At 71.6% G+C, this 14388-nt stretch carries 14 protein-coding genes; 8 read left to right on the top strand and 6 right to left on the bottom strand.

Annotated features, from left to right (window positions below; all coding sequences use genetic code 11):
- Nucleotides 1-4: 4 nt before the first annotated feature.
- The 4 genes from BJY16_RS17985 to BJY16_RS17970 are packed head-to-tail and all read right to left on the bottom strand — an operon-like array spanning nt 5 to nt 6287.
- Nucleotides 5-1435, bottom strand: coding sequence for an alpha-amylase family protein (locus BJY16_RS17985; RefSeq protein ID WP_185040563.1), 1431 nt, complete (start codon nt 1433-1435; stop codon nt 5-7).
- On the bottom strand, nt 1432-4089 hold the full coding sequence (locus BJY16_RS17980) for an MGH1-like glycoside hydrolase domain-containing protein (protein ID WP_185040562.1): 2658 nt from the start codon (nt 4087-4089) through the stop codon (nt 1432-1434). Before BJY16_RS17980 ends, BJY16_RS17985 begins: the two co-directional genes overlap by 4 nt.
- Before the next feature lie 24 nt (nt 4090-4113).
- Complete coding sequence (locus tag BJY16_RS17975; RefSeq protein ID WP_185040561.1) at nt 4114-5781, bottom strand: SulP family inorganic anion transporter; 1668 nt, start codon at nt 5779-5781, stop codon at nt 4114-4116.
- A gap of 11 nt (nt 5782-5792) precedes the next feature.
- Complete coding sequence (locus BJY16_RS17970) at nt 5793-6287, bottom strand: DUF1269 domain-containing protein (protein ID WP_185040560.1); 495 nt, start codon at nt 6285-6287, stop codon at nt 5793-5795.
- A 98-nt stretch (nt 6288-6385) separates the two neighbouring features.
- On the opposite strand from BJY16_RS17970, the gene BJY16_RS47185 reads away from it, so the two are divergent.
- From BJY16_RS47185 to BJY16_RS17945, 5 genes are read left to right on the top strand one after another with little or no spacing between them, the layout of a single operon-like run.
- Nucleotides 6386-6712: a DUF8691 family protein gene (locus tag BJY16_RS47185; protein WP_239177524.1), complete on the top strand. Its 327-nt coding sequence runs from the start codon at nt 6386-6388 to the stop codon at nt 6710-6712.
- The gene (locus BJY16_RS17960) at nt 6709-7131 is read left to right on the top strand and encodes a DUF7144 family membrane protein (RefSeq protein WP_185040559.1); all 423 of its coding nucleotides are present in this window, start codon (nt 6709-6711) and stop codon (nt 7129-7131) included. Before BJY16_RS47185 ends, BJY16_RS17960 begins: the two co-directional genes overlap by 4 nt.
- Nucleotides 7132-7182: 51 nt before the next feature.
- Nucleotides 7183-8304 (top strand): AI-2E family transporter, encoded by a 1122-nt coding sequence (locus BJY16_RS17955; protein WP_185040558.1) that lies wholly within the window; start codon nt 7183-7185, stop codon nt 8302-8304.
- Between the two features lie 4 nt (nt 8305-8308).
- Nucleotides 8309-8803, top strand: coding sequence for a DUF1269 domain-containing protein (locus BJY16_RS17950; protein WP_185040557.1), 495 nt, complete (start codon nt 8309-8311; stop codon nt 8801-8803).
- On the top strand, nt 8800-10152 hold the full coding sequence (locus BJY16_RS17945) for a DUF2252 domain-containing protein (protein ID WP_185040556.1): 1353 nt from the start codon (nt 8800-8802) through the stop codon (nt 10150-10152). Before BJY16_RS17950 ends, BJY16_RS17945 begins: the two co-directional genes overlap by 4 nt.
- Nucleotides 10153-10481: 329 nt before the next feature.
- Here the strand turns inward: BJY16_RS17945 and BJY16_RS17940 are convergent, their stop codons facing one another.
- On the bottom strand, nt 10482-11894 hold the full coding sequence (locus BJY16_RS17940) for a hypothetical protein (RefSeq protein WP_185040555.1): 1413 nt from the start codon (nt 11892-11894) through the stop codon (nt 10482-10484).
- A 377-nt stretch (nt 11895-12271) separates the two neighbouring features.
- Here BJY16_RS17940 and BJY16_RS17935 point away from each other — a divergent pair, with 377 nt between their 5' ends.
- From BJY16_RS17935 to BJY16_RS17925, 3 genes are read left to right on the top strand one after another with little or no spacing between them, the layout of a single operon-like run.
- On the top strand, nt 12272-12505 hold the full coding sequence (locus BJY16_RS17935; RefSeq protein WP_185040554.1) for a hypothetical protein: 234 nt from the start codon (nt 12272-12274) through the stop codon (nt 12503-12505).
- The gene (locus tag BJY16_RS17930; protein ID WP_185046517.1) at nt 12505-12972 is read left to right on the top strand and encodes a DUF6325 family protein; all 468 of its coding nucleotides are present in this window, start codon (nt 12505-12507) and stop codon (nt 12970-12972) included. The genes BJY16_RS17935 and BJY16_RS17930 overlap by 1 nt, the downstream gene beginning before the upstream one ends.
- Nucleotides 12973-12978: 6 nt before the next feature.
- Entirely contained in the window at nt 12979-13278 is a 300-nt protein-coding gene (locus tag BJY16_RS17925; protein WP_185040553.1) for an SHOCT domain-containing protein, read from the top strand.
- Nucleotides 13279-13326: 48 nt separating this feature from the next.
- Here BJY16_RS17925 and BJY16_RS17920 read toward each other — a convergent pair whose 3' ends face one another.
- Nucleotides 13327-14367, bottom strand: coding sequence for a carboxylate-amine ligase (locus BJY16_RS17920; RefSeq protein ID WP_185040552.1), 1041 nt, complete (start codon nt 14365-14367; stop codon nt 13327-13329).
- Nucleotides 14368-14388: the final 21 nt, after the last annotated feature.

The raw sequence follows: 14388 nt of genomic DNA, 5'->3' as shown, positions 1-14388 counted from the left end.
CCGGTTACTCGAAAGTTAATACGTGTGATCCCCAAGGCGGCAGATCAACATAGAGGCCGTCGGTGGCCAGCTCGCTGCCGGACCGCTCGAACACCCGGCCGTCCAGCTGATCCACCAGTCGCCAGGCCCGCCCGGACAGGTCCGGCCAGGGCAGCGCGACCCGGGCCTGGGCCGGGTGCCCGGAGAAGTTCACCACCACCGCCGCCCGGTCCCAGGACCATGCCAGCAGATCCTGGTGCGACCAGTTGTCCGGCCAGCCGTGGGTCTCCAGCAGCCGCCAGTCGCCGCGCCGGACCGCCGCCGCGGCCTTGACCAGCCGGCGGTGGAAGTCGCGCCGCCCGGCGTCGGCCGGCTCGTCCGGATAGCGGGCCAGGAAGACCGGCAGGTGGGTCCGCCGGCCCTCGAACTCCCCGTCGTGCCAGAGGGTCGCGCCCGGCAGGGTCGCCATCGCCACCGCCGCCGCCCGCTCCCGGCCGGCCGGGAAGGTGGCCGCCGCCCGCGGCTCGTCATGATTCTCCAGGAAGCGGATCAGATGGTCCTGATAGTCCCGGCCGGCGGTGAGGTGCTTGCGGACCGCGCCGGCGTCCTCGTGCACCAGCCGGTCGTAGAGCCGCTTGTCGTAGCAGTAGTCGAAGCCCTGCTGCTGGAGCATCCACTCGGTGTCCCAGTACGCCTCGGCGATCAGCACCACGTCCGGGTGCCGCTCGCGCAGCCGGCCGATCAGTTCCGGCCAGAACTCCGCCTCCGGGGCGGGTCCCACGTACTGCCCCCAGGTGCGCGCGAAGATCTCGTTGGTGAGCAGCATGGCCATGTCGCAGCGCATCCCGTCGCACTGCTCGGCGATGCTCGACATGGCGGCCAGGCTCGCCTCCCGCATCCCCGGCGAGAACGCGTTCAGCTGGGCCACGTCCGGCCAGGGCGGGAAGTACGGGTCGCGGCCGTGGGCGATGATCCGGCCGCCGGCCTCGAAGCCGTCCTCGGTGCCCTGCACGAACCAGTCCGGATGGGCGAGCACCGCGGGGTGGTCCGGGGCGACGTGGTTCGGCACGTAGTCCAGGATCAGCTTGAGCCCGCGCCGGCTCAGCTCCCGGCGGGCGACCGCGAGGCCGGCCGGACCGCCGAGGTGGTCGTCGACCCGGTACCGGCGGACGCAGTACGGCGAGCCGACCACGTCGTCCGGCGTCAGGTCGGGCAGCGCGCCGCGGAACGCCCGCTGCAGCCCGTCGTTGGCGTGCGCCACGGCCAGGCCGGCCGGACTGCGCTCCCAGACCCCCATCAGCCAGACCCCGTCCAGGCCGGGGGCGGCGACCTCGTCCCAGATCTCGGCCGGCACGTCGGCCAGGGTGACCGGGCGGCCGATCCGGCGGGACACGCCGGTCAGCCAGGGCCAGGTGTCGATCTCGTAGATCGCCGGGGTGGGCGGCCAGCCGGTCATCGGTCCTCCCTCTGTTCCGCTGTCTGGGTGACGCCGCTCATCCTCTGTTCCATTTTCTGGAAGATACCGGTCATCCCGCGCTCGAGCAGGTGCTGGCCGGTCAGGCCGGCGAACAGGTTCGGGAAGACCGCCACCAGGCCGGTCCAGCCGGTCTGGTGCGCGGCGCCGATGCCCGCTCCGTTGTCGCCGTGGAAGTACTCGGAGAAGAACATCAGGTCACGCCAGTGCTCGCCGGCGAACGTCCCCTGGCCACCGTAGCAAGGCCGGTGCCCGTCGGCGTCGGGCAGGAAGATCCGGGTGAGCCGGTCGGAGATCTCCCGGGCCACCTCGAAGAGCGTCATCTGCCGGCCGGAGCCGGTCGGGCACTCGACGGTGAACTCGTCGCCGTAGCTGCCGTACAGGTTGAGCAGCGCCCGGATGATCAGGGCGTTCATCGGGAACCAGATCGGGCCGCGCCAGTTGGAGTTGCCGCCGAACATCCCGGTGTCCGACTCGGCGGGCTGGTAGGTGACCCGGAAGACCTGGCCGCCGGCGTCGAACTCGAACGGGTGCTCGGCGTGGTAGCGGGACAGCGCGCGGATGCCGTACGGGCTGAGGAACTCGTTCTCGTCCAGCATCCGGGCCAGGATCCGGCGCAGTTTCCCCTCGTCGAACAGCGACAGCAGCCGCTGCCCGCGCCGGCCGCTGGCGAGCGTCGCCATGACGCCCGGGTTCCGCTCGAGGAAATGGCGCATCTCGTCGATGACCGTGGGATGGCGTTCCACCACGCCGTGGTCGTAGACGGTGGCGGCGGCCAGCGGCAACAGGCCGACCATGGACCGGACCCGGAGCGGCTGCGCCGACCCGTCCGGGGTGCGCAGCAGGTCGTAGAAGAAGCCGTCCTGCTCGTCCCACATCGAGACGCCGCCGCCGGTGTTGTTCACCGCCGCCGCGATCCAGGCGAAGTGCTCGAAGTAGGTCTGCGCCTCCTCCACGTAGACCGGGTCGTCGGCCCCCAGCTCCAGGGCGATCTGGATCAGGTTCTGGCAGTACAGCGCCATCCACGCGGTCCCGTCGGCCTGGTCCAGGTGGCCGCCGGTGGGCAGCGGGGCGCTGCGGTCGAAGACGCCGATGTTGTCCAGGCCGAGGAACCCACCCTGGAAGACGTTGCGCCCGTCGATGTCCTTGCGGTTCACCCACCAGGTGAAGTTCTTCGAGAGCTTGTGGAACTGCCGCTCCAGCCAGGCCCGGTCGCCGGTGCCGGTGCGCGCCTTCTCCAGCTCGTAGACCAGGTAGGTGGCCCAGGCGTGGACCGGCGGGTTGACGTCGCTGAAGTTCCACTCGTACGCCGGGATCTGCCCGTTCGGGTGCAGGTAGCGGCGGCTGAGCAGCAGTTCCAGCTGACTCTTCGCGAAGCCCAGGTCGATCGCGGCGAAGGCGACCGTGTGGAAGGCCAGGTCCCAGGCGGCGAACCAGGGGTACTCCCAGGTGTCCGGCATCGAGATGACGTCGTGCGCGTCCAGGTGGAACCACTCGCCGTTGCGGATGTCCGGCGCGCCGAGCGGGTCCTTGCCGTGCTCCTTGAGCCAGCGTTCCACGTCGTAGCCGAAGTACTGCTTGCTCCACAGCATCCCGGCCAGCGCCTGCCGGGCCACGTGGCGTTCCGGCTCGCCCAGCGCGGGCGCGAACAGCCCGCCGTAGAACTCGTCCGCCTCCGCCCGGCGCGCCTCGACGACCGCGTCGAACTCCGCTTCGGTCACGGTCTGCGGCCGGTCGCTGAGCATCGCGCGGACGACCATGGTCCCGCCCGCCGCCACCGTGCCGGACACCACCGCCGCGGCCTTGGACCCGGCCGGCTCGGCGTTCAGCGCCTCCTTCTCGCCGTGGATCAGGTAGCGGTGGAACGCGTCCTTGCGCCCGTCCGCGTTCTCGGTGAACAGCAGCGAGTGCTGGCCCAGGCAGCTCCACCAGCGCGTGCCGAGCTGATCGTGGTCGGCCTGCACCGTCGCGTCCTCACCGGCGACCAGCCGTCCCTGGTCCTCGGTGGCGCGGAACCAGACGGTCGGCAGCACGTGCAGCTCGGCCGGCTCCGGGCCGCGGTTGTGCACGGTGATCCGGGTGAGGATCTCCTCCGGGCCGGTCTTGGCGTACTCGATCTCCACGTCGAAGTACCGCTCCTCGGCGAAGATCCCGGTGTCCACCAGCTCGTACTCGAACTCGTTCAGCCCCCGCTGCCGGTTGGTGGCGACCAGGTCGGTGTAGGGGAACTCGCGGTGCGGGTACTTGTAGATCATCTTCATGTACGAGTGGGTCGGCGTCCCGTCGACGTAGAAGTAGTACTCCTTGAGGTCCTCGCCGTGGTTGCCCTCGGAGTTGGTCAGGCCGAAGAACCGTTCCTTGAGGATCGGGTCCCGGCCGTTCCACAGCGCCACCGCCAGGCACAGGTTCTGCCGGTCGTCGCTGAACCCGCCGATCCCGTCCTCGCCCCACTTGTAGGCCCGGGATCGCGCCTGGTCGTGGCTCAGGTAGCTCCAGGCGTCGCCACCCTCGCTGTAGTCCTCGCGGACCGTGCCCCACTGCCGCTCGCTGAGGTACGGCCCCCAGTGCCGCCAGTCCACGGCGGCGGTGTCGGCGTCCCGAAGGCGCCGCTGCTCGGCGTTCTCGCTTGCGCTCATACCGCCAAACTGAGCAGTGGAAGCTCAGCGGGCATCCTCCCGGAGGGCTGAAACCGCGTCCTCGACGGTCGGGAAGAAGTGCGCCGGGTCGATCGTCCGGGTCAGCTTGTAGCGGTCGATCTTCTCCCGCACCGGGTCCTTCATCTCGGCGAAGACCAGCGAGATCCCGGCCTGGTTCAGCTCCTCGTCGAGATCCTCGAGCATGTCCGCGGCGGTGGTGTCCACATCGGTGATCGGTTCGGCGGCCACCACGATGTACCGCGGTTTCTGCTCGGCCCGGGCCAGGGCGCGCACCTCCTCGCGGAACGTCCGGGCGTTCGCGAAGATCAGCGGCGCGTCGAACCGGAAGAGCACCATCCCGGGCTCCAGCACGGCGTCCGGGAAGGACCGCACGTCGTGGTAGCCGTTCACCCCGGCCGGCCGGCCGAGCACGGTCCGGTACGGCCACCAGAGCCGGCGGAACACGTTGAGCACCGACAGCCCGACCGCGACCGCGATGCCGGGCAGCACGCCGAGCAGCGCGACGCCCAGGAAGGCCGCCGCGGCCAGCGAGAACTCGACCCGGCGCTGGCGCCACAACCGGCGCATCCCGGGCAGGTCGGCCAGCGACAGCGAGGCCGCGATCACCACCGCGCCCAGGATCGGCTGCGGCAGGTTCTTCAGCAGGTCCGGCGCGAACACCAGCAGCAGGGTGATCGCCGCCGCGCCGACCAGCCCGGTGAGCTGGCTGCGGGCGCCGGCCTGGAAGGCCACCGCGGTCCGCGAGCCGCTGGTGCTGACCGGGAAGCCCTGGAAGAACGCGGCGCTCAGGTTGGCCGCGCCGATCCCGAGCATCTCCCGGTTGCCCTGCACCTCCTGGTTGGTCCGGGCGGCGAAGGCGGACGAGGTGGAGATGGTGTCGGTCACCGAGACCAGCGTGATGCCGAGCGCGCCGGCCGCCAGCAGACCCAGGTCGGACCAGCTCGCGTGCGGCAGCGTGAACGGCGGGAAGCCCTGCGGCAGCGCGCCGACCACGTCGACCGGCGGGTCGAACAGCGTCACCACGACGATCGCGGCCACCACCACCAGCAGGATGCCCGGCACCTTGGGGGCGTACCGGCGCAGCAGCAGGATCACCGCCAGGCCGCCGGCGCCGAGGGCCAGGGCCGCGGGCACCGTCTCGCCGTTCGCCACCCCGCGGAGGAAGCCGCCCGCCTCGGCGAACAGCCCGTCGGCGTCCACCGAGAACCCGAAGAGTTTCGGCAGCTGACCGATCAGGATGGTGAGCGCCAGCCCGTTCATGTAGCCCAGCTGGGTGGGATGGGACAGCAGGTCGGCGACGAAGCCCAGCTTGGCCACCGCGGCCACGGTCATCATCACGCCGACCATCAGCGCCAGCATCGAGGCCAGCGCCACCGCGTCGCCGCCGGACGCGACGATCGGCACGATCACCGCGGCGATCATCGGCCCGAGCGACGAGTCCGGCCCGAGCACCAGCACCTTGGACGGGCCGATCAGCGCGTAGGCCACCAGGCACAGGATGCTCGTGTAGAGGCCGGTGATCGCCGGCAGCCCGGCCAGCTCGGCGTAGGCCATGCCCTGCGGCACCAGCAGCGTGGTCAGCACCAGGCCGGCGATCACGTCCCGGCCGGCGTGCTTGCGGCTCACCTGGAAAACGCCGCCCAGCCAAGCCGGGCGGCGTCCACTCTCCATGATCGAGGACCTTACTGGCCGGCGCCGCCGTGCAGCGCGTCCTGCAGCTCTTCCTCGGTCTCCTTCGGCAGCGAGGACTTGAGCACGGTGCCGCCGAACTTGCTCAGCGCCTCGACCGCCTTGTCCGGCGTGACCGCCTCGACCACCAGGAAGAGCGCCGAGGTGCCGGGCTGCAGCTCCTCGCGGATGCGCTCCTGGAACTCCTTGTTGATCGCGTTCTTGGCGAGTTTGCCGGTGAGCGCGCCCAGGCCCGCGCCGACCGCCATGCCGAGCACCGGGACGAAGAAGAGCATGCCGAACAGCAGGCCCCAGAACATGCCCCAGGTGGCTCCGCCGCCCACCGCGTGGTGGTTGGTGGTGACGTGGTACTTGCCCTCACGGTCCCGGATGATCACGGCGATCGCGTCCGGCTGGATGATCAGATCCTTGGCGAGCCGGTCGGCCTCCAGCGACGCCGCTGTCGCGGTGGTCTCGTCGGGGTAGCCGATGGCGACCAGTGTTGACATGTCGTGCTCCTTCCGCATCGTGTCGCCACCGCGGCGCGGCCCGGCGGCGTGCTGCCAAGTCAGCCACGGCGCGCCGCGCCCATCCTCATTCCGGACGGATGACTTCTCCCGATTCGCTGCCCGCCGCCGGGTTCGTTCATCCCCGGTGGGCGATGCAGCGGGCAGGCCCGGACCGCGAGGGTCAGGAGACCAACTTTTCCGTACGAGGGGAGCAGGTCATGCAGGAGCGTTACGAGATCCGGGTACGCGGCTTCCTCGGCCCGTTGCTCCGCAGGACCCTCGGTGATCTGCGGATCCGTCCCATTCCCCGGCAGAGCACGATCCGCGGCCGGCTCTCCGACGACGACCTGGAACGCCTGCTCACCACCCTGGACAAGTCCGGCGTGCAGGTGGTCTGCCTGACCTCTTTGGGAGAGACACGATGACCTCATCGACCCCCGGCTTCACCGGGACCGCGCGGACCCCGTCGCCCTGGGTGGGCATGGTCCTGTTCGCCGGTGTGCTGCTGATCCTGCTCGGCGCGTTCCAGGTGATCGACGGCCTGGTCACGCTCTACCGCGACGACATCAGGCAGGCCACCGCCGACCAGCTGGCCATCCCGATCAACTTCACCGCCTGGGGCTGGACCCACCTGATCCTCGGGGCGCTGACCGTGCTGGTCGGGATCGGGGTGCTGCGCGGCGTCACGGTGGCCCGCTGGGCGGCCGTGCTGCTCGCCATGGTGAGCACCTTCGCCAACCTGCTCTACCTGCCGGCCTACCCGTTCTGGTGCGGCATCGTCGTCGCCATGAACATCATCTGCATCTATGCGATCGTGGCGCACGGCCGTGAGCTGCGCGCCTGACGCCCGCCCGGCCGGGGCCGCACGAGGAGGCGGCCCCGGCCGGGCCGGGTCATGAGCCGCCCGGTGGTGCGGCCGGGACACCGCCGCAACGGCACGGCGCCACCACCGCCGGCGATGCTGCCGCGCGGGGCGCTGGTGCTGCTCGGCTGCGCCTGCCTGGTGGTCGTGGTGGCCGGGCTGCGCTGGGTGGCCGACCTGATCGGCCCGGTCTTCCTGGGACTGATGCTGGTGGTCACGGTCAGCCCGCTGACCGGGTGGCTGCGCAGCCGGCGGGTGCCGGGCTGGCTGGCCGCGCTGGTCACGGTCCTGGTCATCTACGCGATCCTGGCCGCGCTGGGCGGCGCCCTGGCGATCTCGATCACCAAGCTGATCGACCTGATGCCGACGTACGCCGACCAGTTCAGCGACCTGCGGACGGACATCGTCAACGGCCTCAGCTCGCTGGGCGTGAGCACCCAGCAGGTGGAGACCGCGGTCAAGGGCGCCAACCCGGACTCGGTGCTGCACGCCATCGGCTGGCTGTTCGGCGGGCTGGCCTCGGTGCTGTCGGACACCGTGTTCCTGGTCGCCGTGCTGCTGTTCATGTGCCTGGACGCGGTGGAGTTCCCGGCCCGGCTGCGCGCCGTGGTCGGCGAACGGCCGCAGGTGGTCGCCGCGCTCCGCTCGTTCGCCGGCGGCACCCGCCGCTACCTGGTGGTCTGCACGGTCTTCGGGCTGATCGTGGCGGTCTTCGACACGCTGCTGCTGTGGGCGCTGGACGTGCCGCTGCCGCTGCTCTGGGGGCTGCTGTCGTTCATCACCAACTACATCCCGAACATCGGCTTCGTGATCGGCGTGATCCCGCCGGCCCTGCTCGGCCTGCTGCAGGGCGGGCCGGAGCTGATGATCACCGTGATCGTGCTGTACTGCCTGGTCAACTTCATCATCCAGTCGGTGATCCAGCCGAAGGTGGTGGGCGACGCAGTCGGCCTGTCGACCACCATCTCGTTCCTGGCGCTGATCTTCTGGGCCTGGGTGCTGGGCGGCCTGGGCGCGCTGCTGGCCATCCCGCTGACCCTGCTGGCCAAGGGTCTGCTGGTGGACATCGACCCGAGCACGCGGTGGATGAACGTCCTGCTCTCCGATTCCCCCGCGCAGGATGAGGCTGCGGCCACGCCGGCACCGCAACCATGACGGCATGACGACCTTCACGGTATGGAAGTACGACGATCCGAAGGGCGCCGAGCACGCGTTCGACGCCATCAAGTACGCGGCCGCGGACGATCTGGTGAAGATCGTCGACCACGCGATCGTGACCTGGCCCCAGGGGGCCGCCAAGCCGGACACCCACCACGCCCACGACCGGACCTGGCGGGGCACCGGCTGGGGCGCCTTCTGGGGCGTGGTGCTGGGCAGCCTGTTCTTCATCCCGGTGATCGGCGGCGTGGTCGGCGCCGGGGTGGGCGCGCTGGCCAAGGCCACCGAGGGCACCGGGATCAGCAAGGAGACGCTGGAGAAGATCCGGCTCGAGGTCACCGAGGGCACCTCGGCGCTGTTCCTGGTCACCGACGAGGGCAACCTGGACCGGCTGGGTGAGCGGTTCCACGGGATGGGCAACCAGCTGATCGCCACCAACCTGACCGACGAGGAGCGCGACGAGCTGCTCGAGACCTTCGGTGACCACAGGCCATGAGCACCGACCTCGCCGGTCCATCGGCACGCGCCGCCGCCGGTCGGGCGGCCCGGGAACGGGTCCCGCTCGACCGGCACGGCTCGTTCCGGCCCGCCTCCGATCGCCCCGATCCGGTGGACCTGCTCTTCGCCCAGGAGGCGACCCGGCTCCCCGAGCTGCTGGACCTGCGCCACAAGCGGATGCGGGCGTCGCCGCTGGCGTTCTACCGCGGGGCGGCCACCGTGATGGCCACCGACCTCGCCGCGCAGGAGCACTCCGGCCTGACCGTCCAGCTCTGCGGGGACGCCCACCTCTACAACTTCGGGCTGTTCGCCTCGCCGGAGCGGCGGCTGGTCTTCGACCTGAACGACTTCGACGAGACCTTCCCCGGCCCGTTCGAGTGGGACGTGAAACGGCTGCTGGCCAGCGTCGCGCTGGCCGGCCGGGCGAACGACTTCGGCCGCCGGGACCGGGCCTGGATCCTGCGGGCCACCGCGCGGCGCTACCGGGACGCGATGGCCGCCTTCGCCAAGCTCGGCGAGCTGGACGTCTGGTACGCCCACGCCGACCTGGACGACCTGGTCACCCGGCTGGACAAGGAACGCCGCCGCAAGGCGGCCGAGGCCGGCGCCAAGGCCCGGTCCCGGACCAGCCTGCAGGCGTACCGGAAGCTGACCGAGCTGGTCGGCGACCGGCGGCGGATCGTGGCCGACCCGCCGCTGCTGGTGCCGGTCTCCGACCTGCTCCCCGAGATGGACCGGATCCAGCTGGAGGAGCAGATCCGCGGGCTGCTGGCGCAGTACCGGGAGACCCTGGCCGAGGACCGGCGGCACCTGCTGGACGCGTACCGGTTCGTCGACCTGGCCCGCAAGGTGGTCGGCGTGGGCAGCGTCGGCACCCGCTGCTGGATCGTGCTGCTCACCGGCCGGGACGACAGTGACCCGCTGCTGCTGCAGGTCAAGGAGGCGACCCGGTCGGTGCTCGGCCCGGACACCCCGGACCCGCTGGGCGAGGGGCACCGGGTGGTCGCCGGGCAGCGCCTGATGCAGGCCACCAGCGACATCTTCCTGGGCTGGCAGCAGGCCGCCGGCATCGACGGCCAGACCCGCGACTTCTACGTCCGCCAGCTGCGCGACTGGAAGGGCTCGATGACCACCGAGGGCATGGTGCCGGAGGGGCTGCGGGCGTACGCCGAGGTCTGTGCCTGGACCCTGGCGCGGGCGCACGCCCGCAGCGGCGACCGCATCGCGATCGCCGCCTACCTGGGCCGCAGTGACCGGTTCGAACGGGCGCTGGCCGACTTCGCCGAGTCCTACGCGACCCAGACCGAACGCGACCACGCCGCCTTCAAGGCGGCGACCAAGTCCTGACCGTCTCTCGTTCCAGGTGCACCGCGGTTTCCGCTGTTGGTCACTGTCGCGGCCGCGGTGCCCGCTCCCCGGCTGGCGCTCAGGGGTGTCTCAAGAGTCTTGAGACACCCCTGAGCGCCAGCCAGAACCATCTCCGCTGCCGCGATGCCCGCCGCGGATTCTTGCGGTTCTTCTTCCGGTACGACCGGCGGCTCCGTGGCGATCGGCCCGCGATGCCCGGCCCGCTCACGACCGCGGCGCGTGTCGTGCGGGTCCGCTGTCACACCGGGACACCGCCCCGCACGACCACGACGCGCGTCACGGACCGCCGGCACCGCCCGGCCGCCTCGTCACACCGGCTGCGCGGGCATCTCCTCGCGCCTTCTGGCGACCAGGGTGATGGCGACCTCGTAGGCGGCCAGCAGGATCAGGATGACCAGCAGCGACGTCCAGGAGGACAGGATCAGCGCGAAGATCGCGGCGATGACCACGCCGATGATCCGCAACGGGTCCAGGTAGGTGGCGACGAAGCCGGGGCCGCGGTCGGCCAGCACCCGGGAACCGGAGCGGAGGCCGCGGCCGGCCGCCCGGCCACCGCGCCCCAGCTGGTGGCGCAGCCAGACCGGGAAGCGGCCCGGGCCGACCAGGTAGGCCAGCACGGCGAGCAGCGCGCCGATCCAGATGATCTGCTGGCCGCGTTCCCGGAGCAGGCTGAACACGGTGGTCATCGCGGCGTCCACACCGTTGCGATAGACCCCCTCCGGCACCTGCTCGAGGACTTCGCGGCGCACCGCGCGCAGGATCGCGGTGATCGCCACCGCCGCCACGACCAGCCAGATCCCCAGCTGGACGGCGGTCCGGCGGCGGCGCGGCGAGATCAGGAACGCGGCGATCACCAGCAGGACGGTGGCGACCACGAACAGGACCAGGTAGCGCTTGGCGGCCACCACCGCCTGCTGGGCGGCGTAGAGCTGCCCCGAGTCGTAGACGGTGAACTGCGCGAAGTTGGCCGGCAGCGTGACACCGAGCTGTTCGGACACCCGCTCCCGCAGGTTCGCCGGGATCTCGCCGCTGCTCAGGTCGGGCAGCGTGATGGTCTTGCCGAACATCGTCGGCAGCTGGTCGCTGAGCGCCCGGATCGCCTGGTTGATCAGTGGCAGCAGGTCGATCTGGATCTTGTCCGAGGAGGCGGTGACCACCTCGCTGTCGCCGTTGAGGACCGCCATCACCCGCTGGTGCACCCGCCGGTTCAGCTCCACCCAGATCGGCTGGAAGCGGTCACTGCGCAGCACGTTCGTCACGATCTTGTCGACCTGCTCGCGCAGCTGGCCGGTGAGCGGGCCGACCACGAAGCCGGCCTGCGGTGGCAGCACCGCCCGCAGCCGCGCGTCCACGTCGACCACCTCGAACAGCTGGGTGGTGGCGTAGGCAGCCACGGCCGTGGAGACGGCGGGATCCTGGGGCAGCGGGGTGACCGTCGCGACGTAGCGGTCGGTGTTCAGCGTGGTGCGCGCCGCCCACAGCCCGACCACGCTGGTGACCAGGGCGAACGCGGCGATCGCGGCGAGGATCGCGGCGATCGTGCCGCGGATCGGGTGGCCGCCGGTACGCCGCCTGACCGGTGGCCTCCCGGTCAGCTGCGCGCGCAGCGAGGCGACCTCGGCGCGCAGCCGGTCCAACTCGGCGGCGTCGCCCCCGGCGGGGTCACCCCCGGCGAGCTGGTCGGCCGCCACCGGCGCGGCGCCGTCGACGGTGTCCACCACGGGCGGGGCTTCCGGGCGTACCGGGAAAGGGTCTTCCGATGCCGCGGCTGGTGACGAACTCGCGGAGCTTGTCATGATCTCTCCCTTGCCGGCCCTGGCCGGCGCGGGCCGCGCGAGGCGCGGACGCCGGCATTCGCCGACGGTCGCCGACGCCGCGCGGACCCGCCTCACCCGGTGGGGATGAACCCCGGGCGGACCGGTCGCTTTCACCCCCGACGGATGAGGACCCCGCTGTGGTCGGCGAGCACGCTGGGGCCAATGGCATGGGGGCCGGCTCCCGGCGGACCCGGCGTGAGGCCGGCCGGCGACCGAGCTGATCCACCTCCCGGGAGCGCCCGGCCATGGTCGTGCTGACCACCACGAGCTGAGGGGAATCGATGACCAGGAGAGAAATCGCGAAGCAACGAGCCGGGGACGCCTACCTGGTGCTCCGGGGCCGACCGGCCCGGCCGTCCTACGGCGTTCTCGTGGTGCTGCCACTGATCGCCGCGGCCGGCGGCGCGATGATCGCGCTGGGCCTGGAGTCACTGGTCACCCGCCGCCGCGCGCCGAAACCGGTGGCCGAGGTCGCCGACGCCGCCGACCGCCGTCTCGAATCGGTGGGTGCGTGATGCCCGACCTCGACGAGATGGGACCGGTCGACTACCTGTGCATCGAGTTCCCGCACGGCAGCCTGACCGGCAAGGCCCTCCCGCTGCTGCTGGACCTGGTGGACCAGCAGACCATCCGGATCCTCGACCTGCTCTTCGTCCGCAAGGCGACGGACGGCTCGGTGGTCGCCCTGGACGGCACCGAGCTGGAGGTGGCCGGGCTGGGCGCGTTCCACGGCGCGGCCTCCGGCATCCTCGGCGGGGACGACCTGCGGGAGATCGGCACCGTGCTGGCGCCGGGTGCGGCCGCGGTGGTCCTGGTCTACGAGAACACCTGGGCGGCGCCGCTGGCCCGGACCCTGCGGGAGGTCGGCGCGCAGCTGGTCGCCGGCGGCCGGATCCCGATCCAGCACCTGCTGGCCGCACTGGACGAGACGGAAGCCGACCACCAGCGGGACGAGCAGTCCACCATCACGAGCGGGAGTTGATCGACGATGCCGGGTCTGATCAGGGGAATCGCGCGGACCGCGGTGATCGCCGGGACGGCGACCGCGGTGTCCAACCGGGTGTCGCGGCGGCAGGCCGGCCGCTGGTCGCGGCAGGCGCAGGAGCAGGAGTACTACGACCAGCAGCAGGAACCGGCCTATGAGCCGGAACCGGCGCCGGCCGCCCCGGCGCCGGACCCGATGTCGGTGAAGCTGGAGCAGCTCAAGCAGCTCTCCGACCTCAAGGCGCAGGGTCTGCTGAGCGACGCCGAGGTCGAGGTGCAGAAGGCCAAGATCCTCGGCAACTGAGCCGCTCGACGAGAGGGGAGCCGGTCGGCAACGACCGGCTCCCCTCTTTCAGTACGCCATGGCCAGTGGCGTGGTGGCCCGGGCCAGCCCGCGGACGAACGGCTCCCCGCCGCCGTGCCGGGCCCAGAGCCGCCGCTGCCGGTCCGCTCCGGTCCCCTCCCGGCGCTGCCGCTCGATCTCCGTGTAGACCGTGCCGAGATCCTCGTCCAGGTACTCCGTGATCTTGGCGAGCAGCCGGTCGGTGTGCCCGAGCCGGCCCCGGGCGGCCAGTTCCAGGTGGGCGTCCAGCCACGCGTCGGAGGCCGGCACCACCTTCTCGTTCCGGCGCACGTCGTCGAGCAGCGCCCCGATCAGCGCCCGGATCACCCCGGCGAGCAGCACCGCGTCGCCGACGTCCAGGCAGGTGTCGCCGATCCGGACCTCGATGGTCGGATAGCGCGGGGAGAGCCGGGCCATCAGGTAGACGCCGGCCACATCGAGGGCCGTACCGGCCTCGACGTGCTGGCGCACCGCGCGGTCGTAGTGCTCCGCGCCGGCCCAGACGCCCGGCGGCCGGAAGCTCGGCCAGCGCAGCTGGGCCGGATAGCGGGAGCTGGCCCACCCGGTGTCCTCGGCGACCGCGAACGGCGAGTTGACGGTGAGCGCGAGCAGCGCCGGCAGCCACGGCCGGAGCCGGGTCAGCACCGCGGCGGCCAGTTCCCGGTCCGGCACCCCGACGTGGACGTGACAGCCGCACATCCCGCCGGCCGACGACGCGTCCGGGAACCGGCGGGCCAGCTCCCGGTAACGCTCGTCGTCGGAGAGCGCCTGCCGCGGCCCGCCGTTCAGCGGGACCACGCCGGTGGCGACCAGGTGCACCCCGGTCCGCTCGGCGGCGTCCACCGCGATCATCCGCAGCCGGGTCAGGTCCCGGCGCAGCTCGTCCAGGTCGTGACAGACCCGGCTGCTGGTCTCCAGCTGGTAGGCCATGTACTCGGGCTTGATCTGGCCGGGCACCCGGGCCTGGCGGACCACCGAGGGGGCGACCGGCGCGACCGCGCCGTCCGCCTCCAGCAGCAGGAATTCCTCTTCGACACCGATCGTCAGCACGTGACGATCGTGGGTGGCGAC

The organism is Actinoplanes octamycinicus (genome assembly GCF_014205225.1).
GTDB lineage: Bacteria > Actinomycetota > Actinomycetes > Mycobacteriales > Micromonosporaceae > Actinoplanes > Actinoplanes octamycinicus.
Note: the sequence above shows the minus strand (reverse complement) of the source record. Positions and strands in the feature narration are given on the sequence as shown.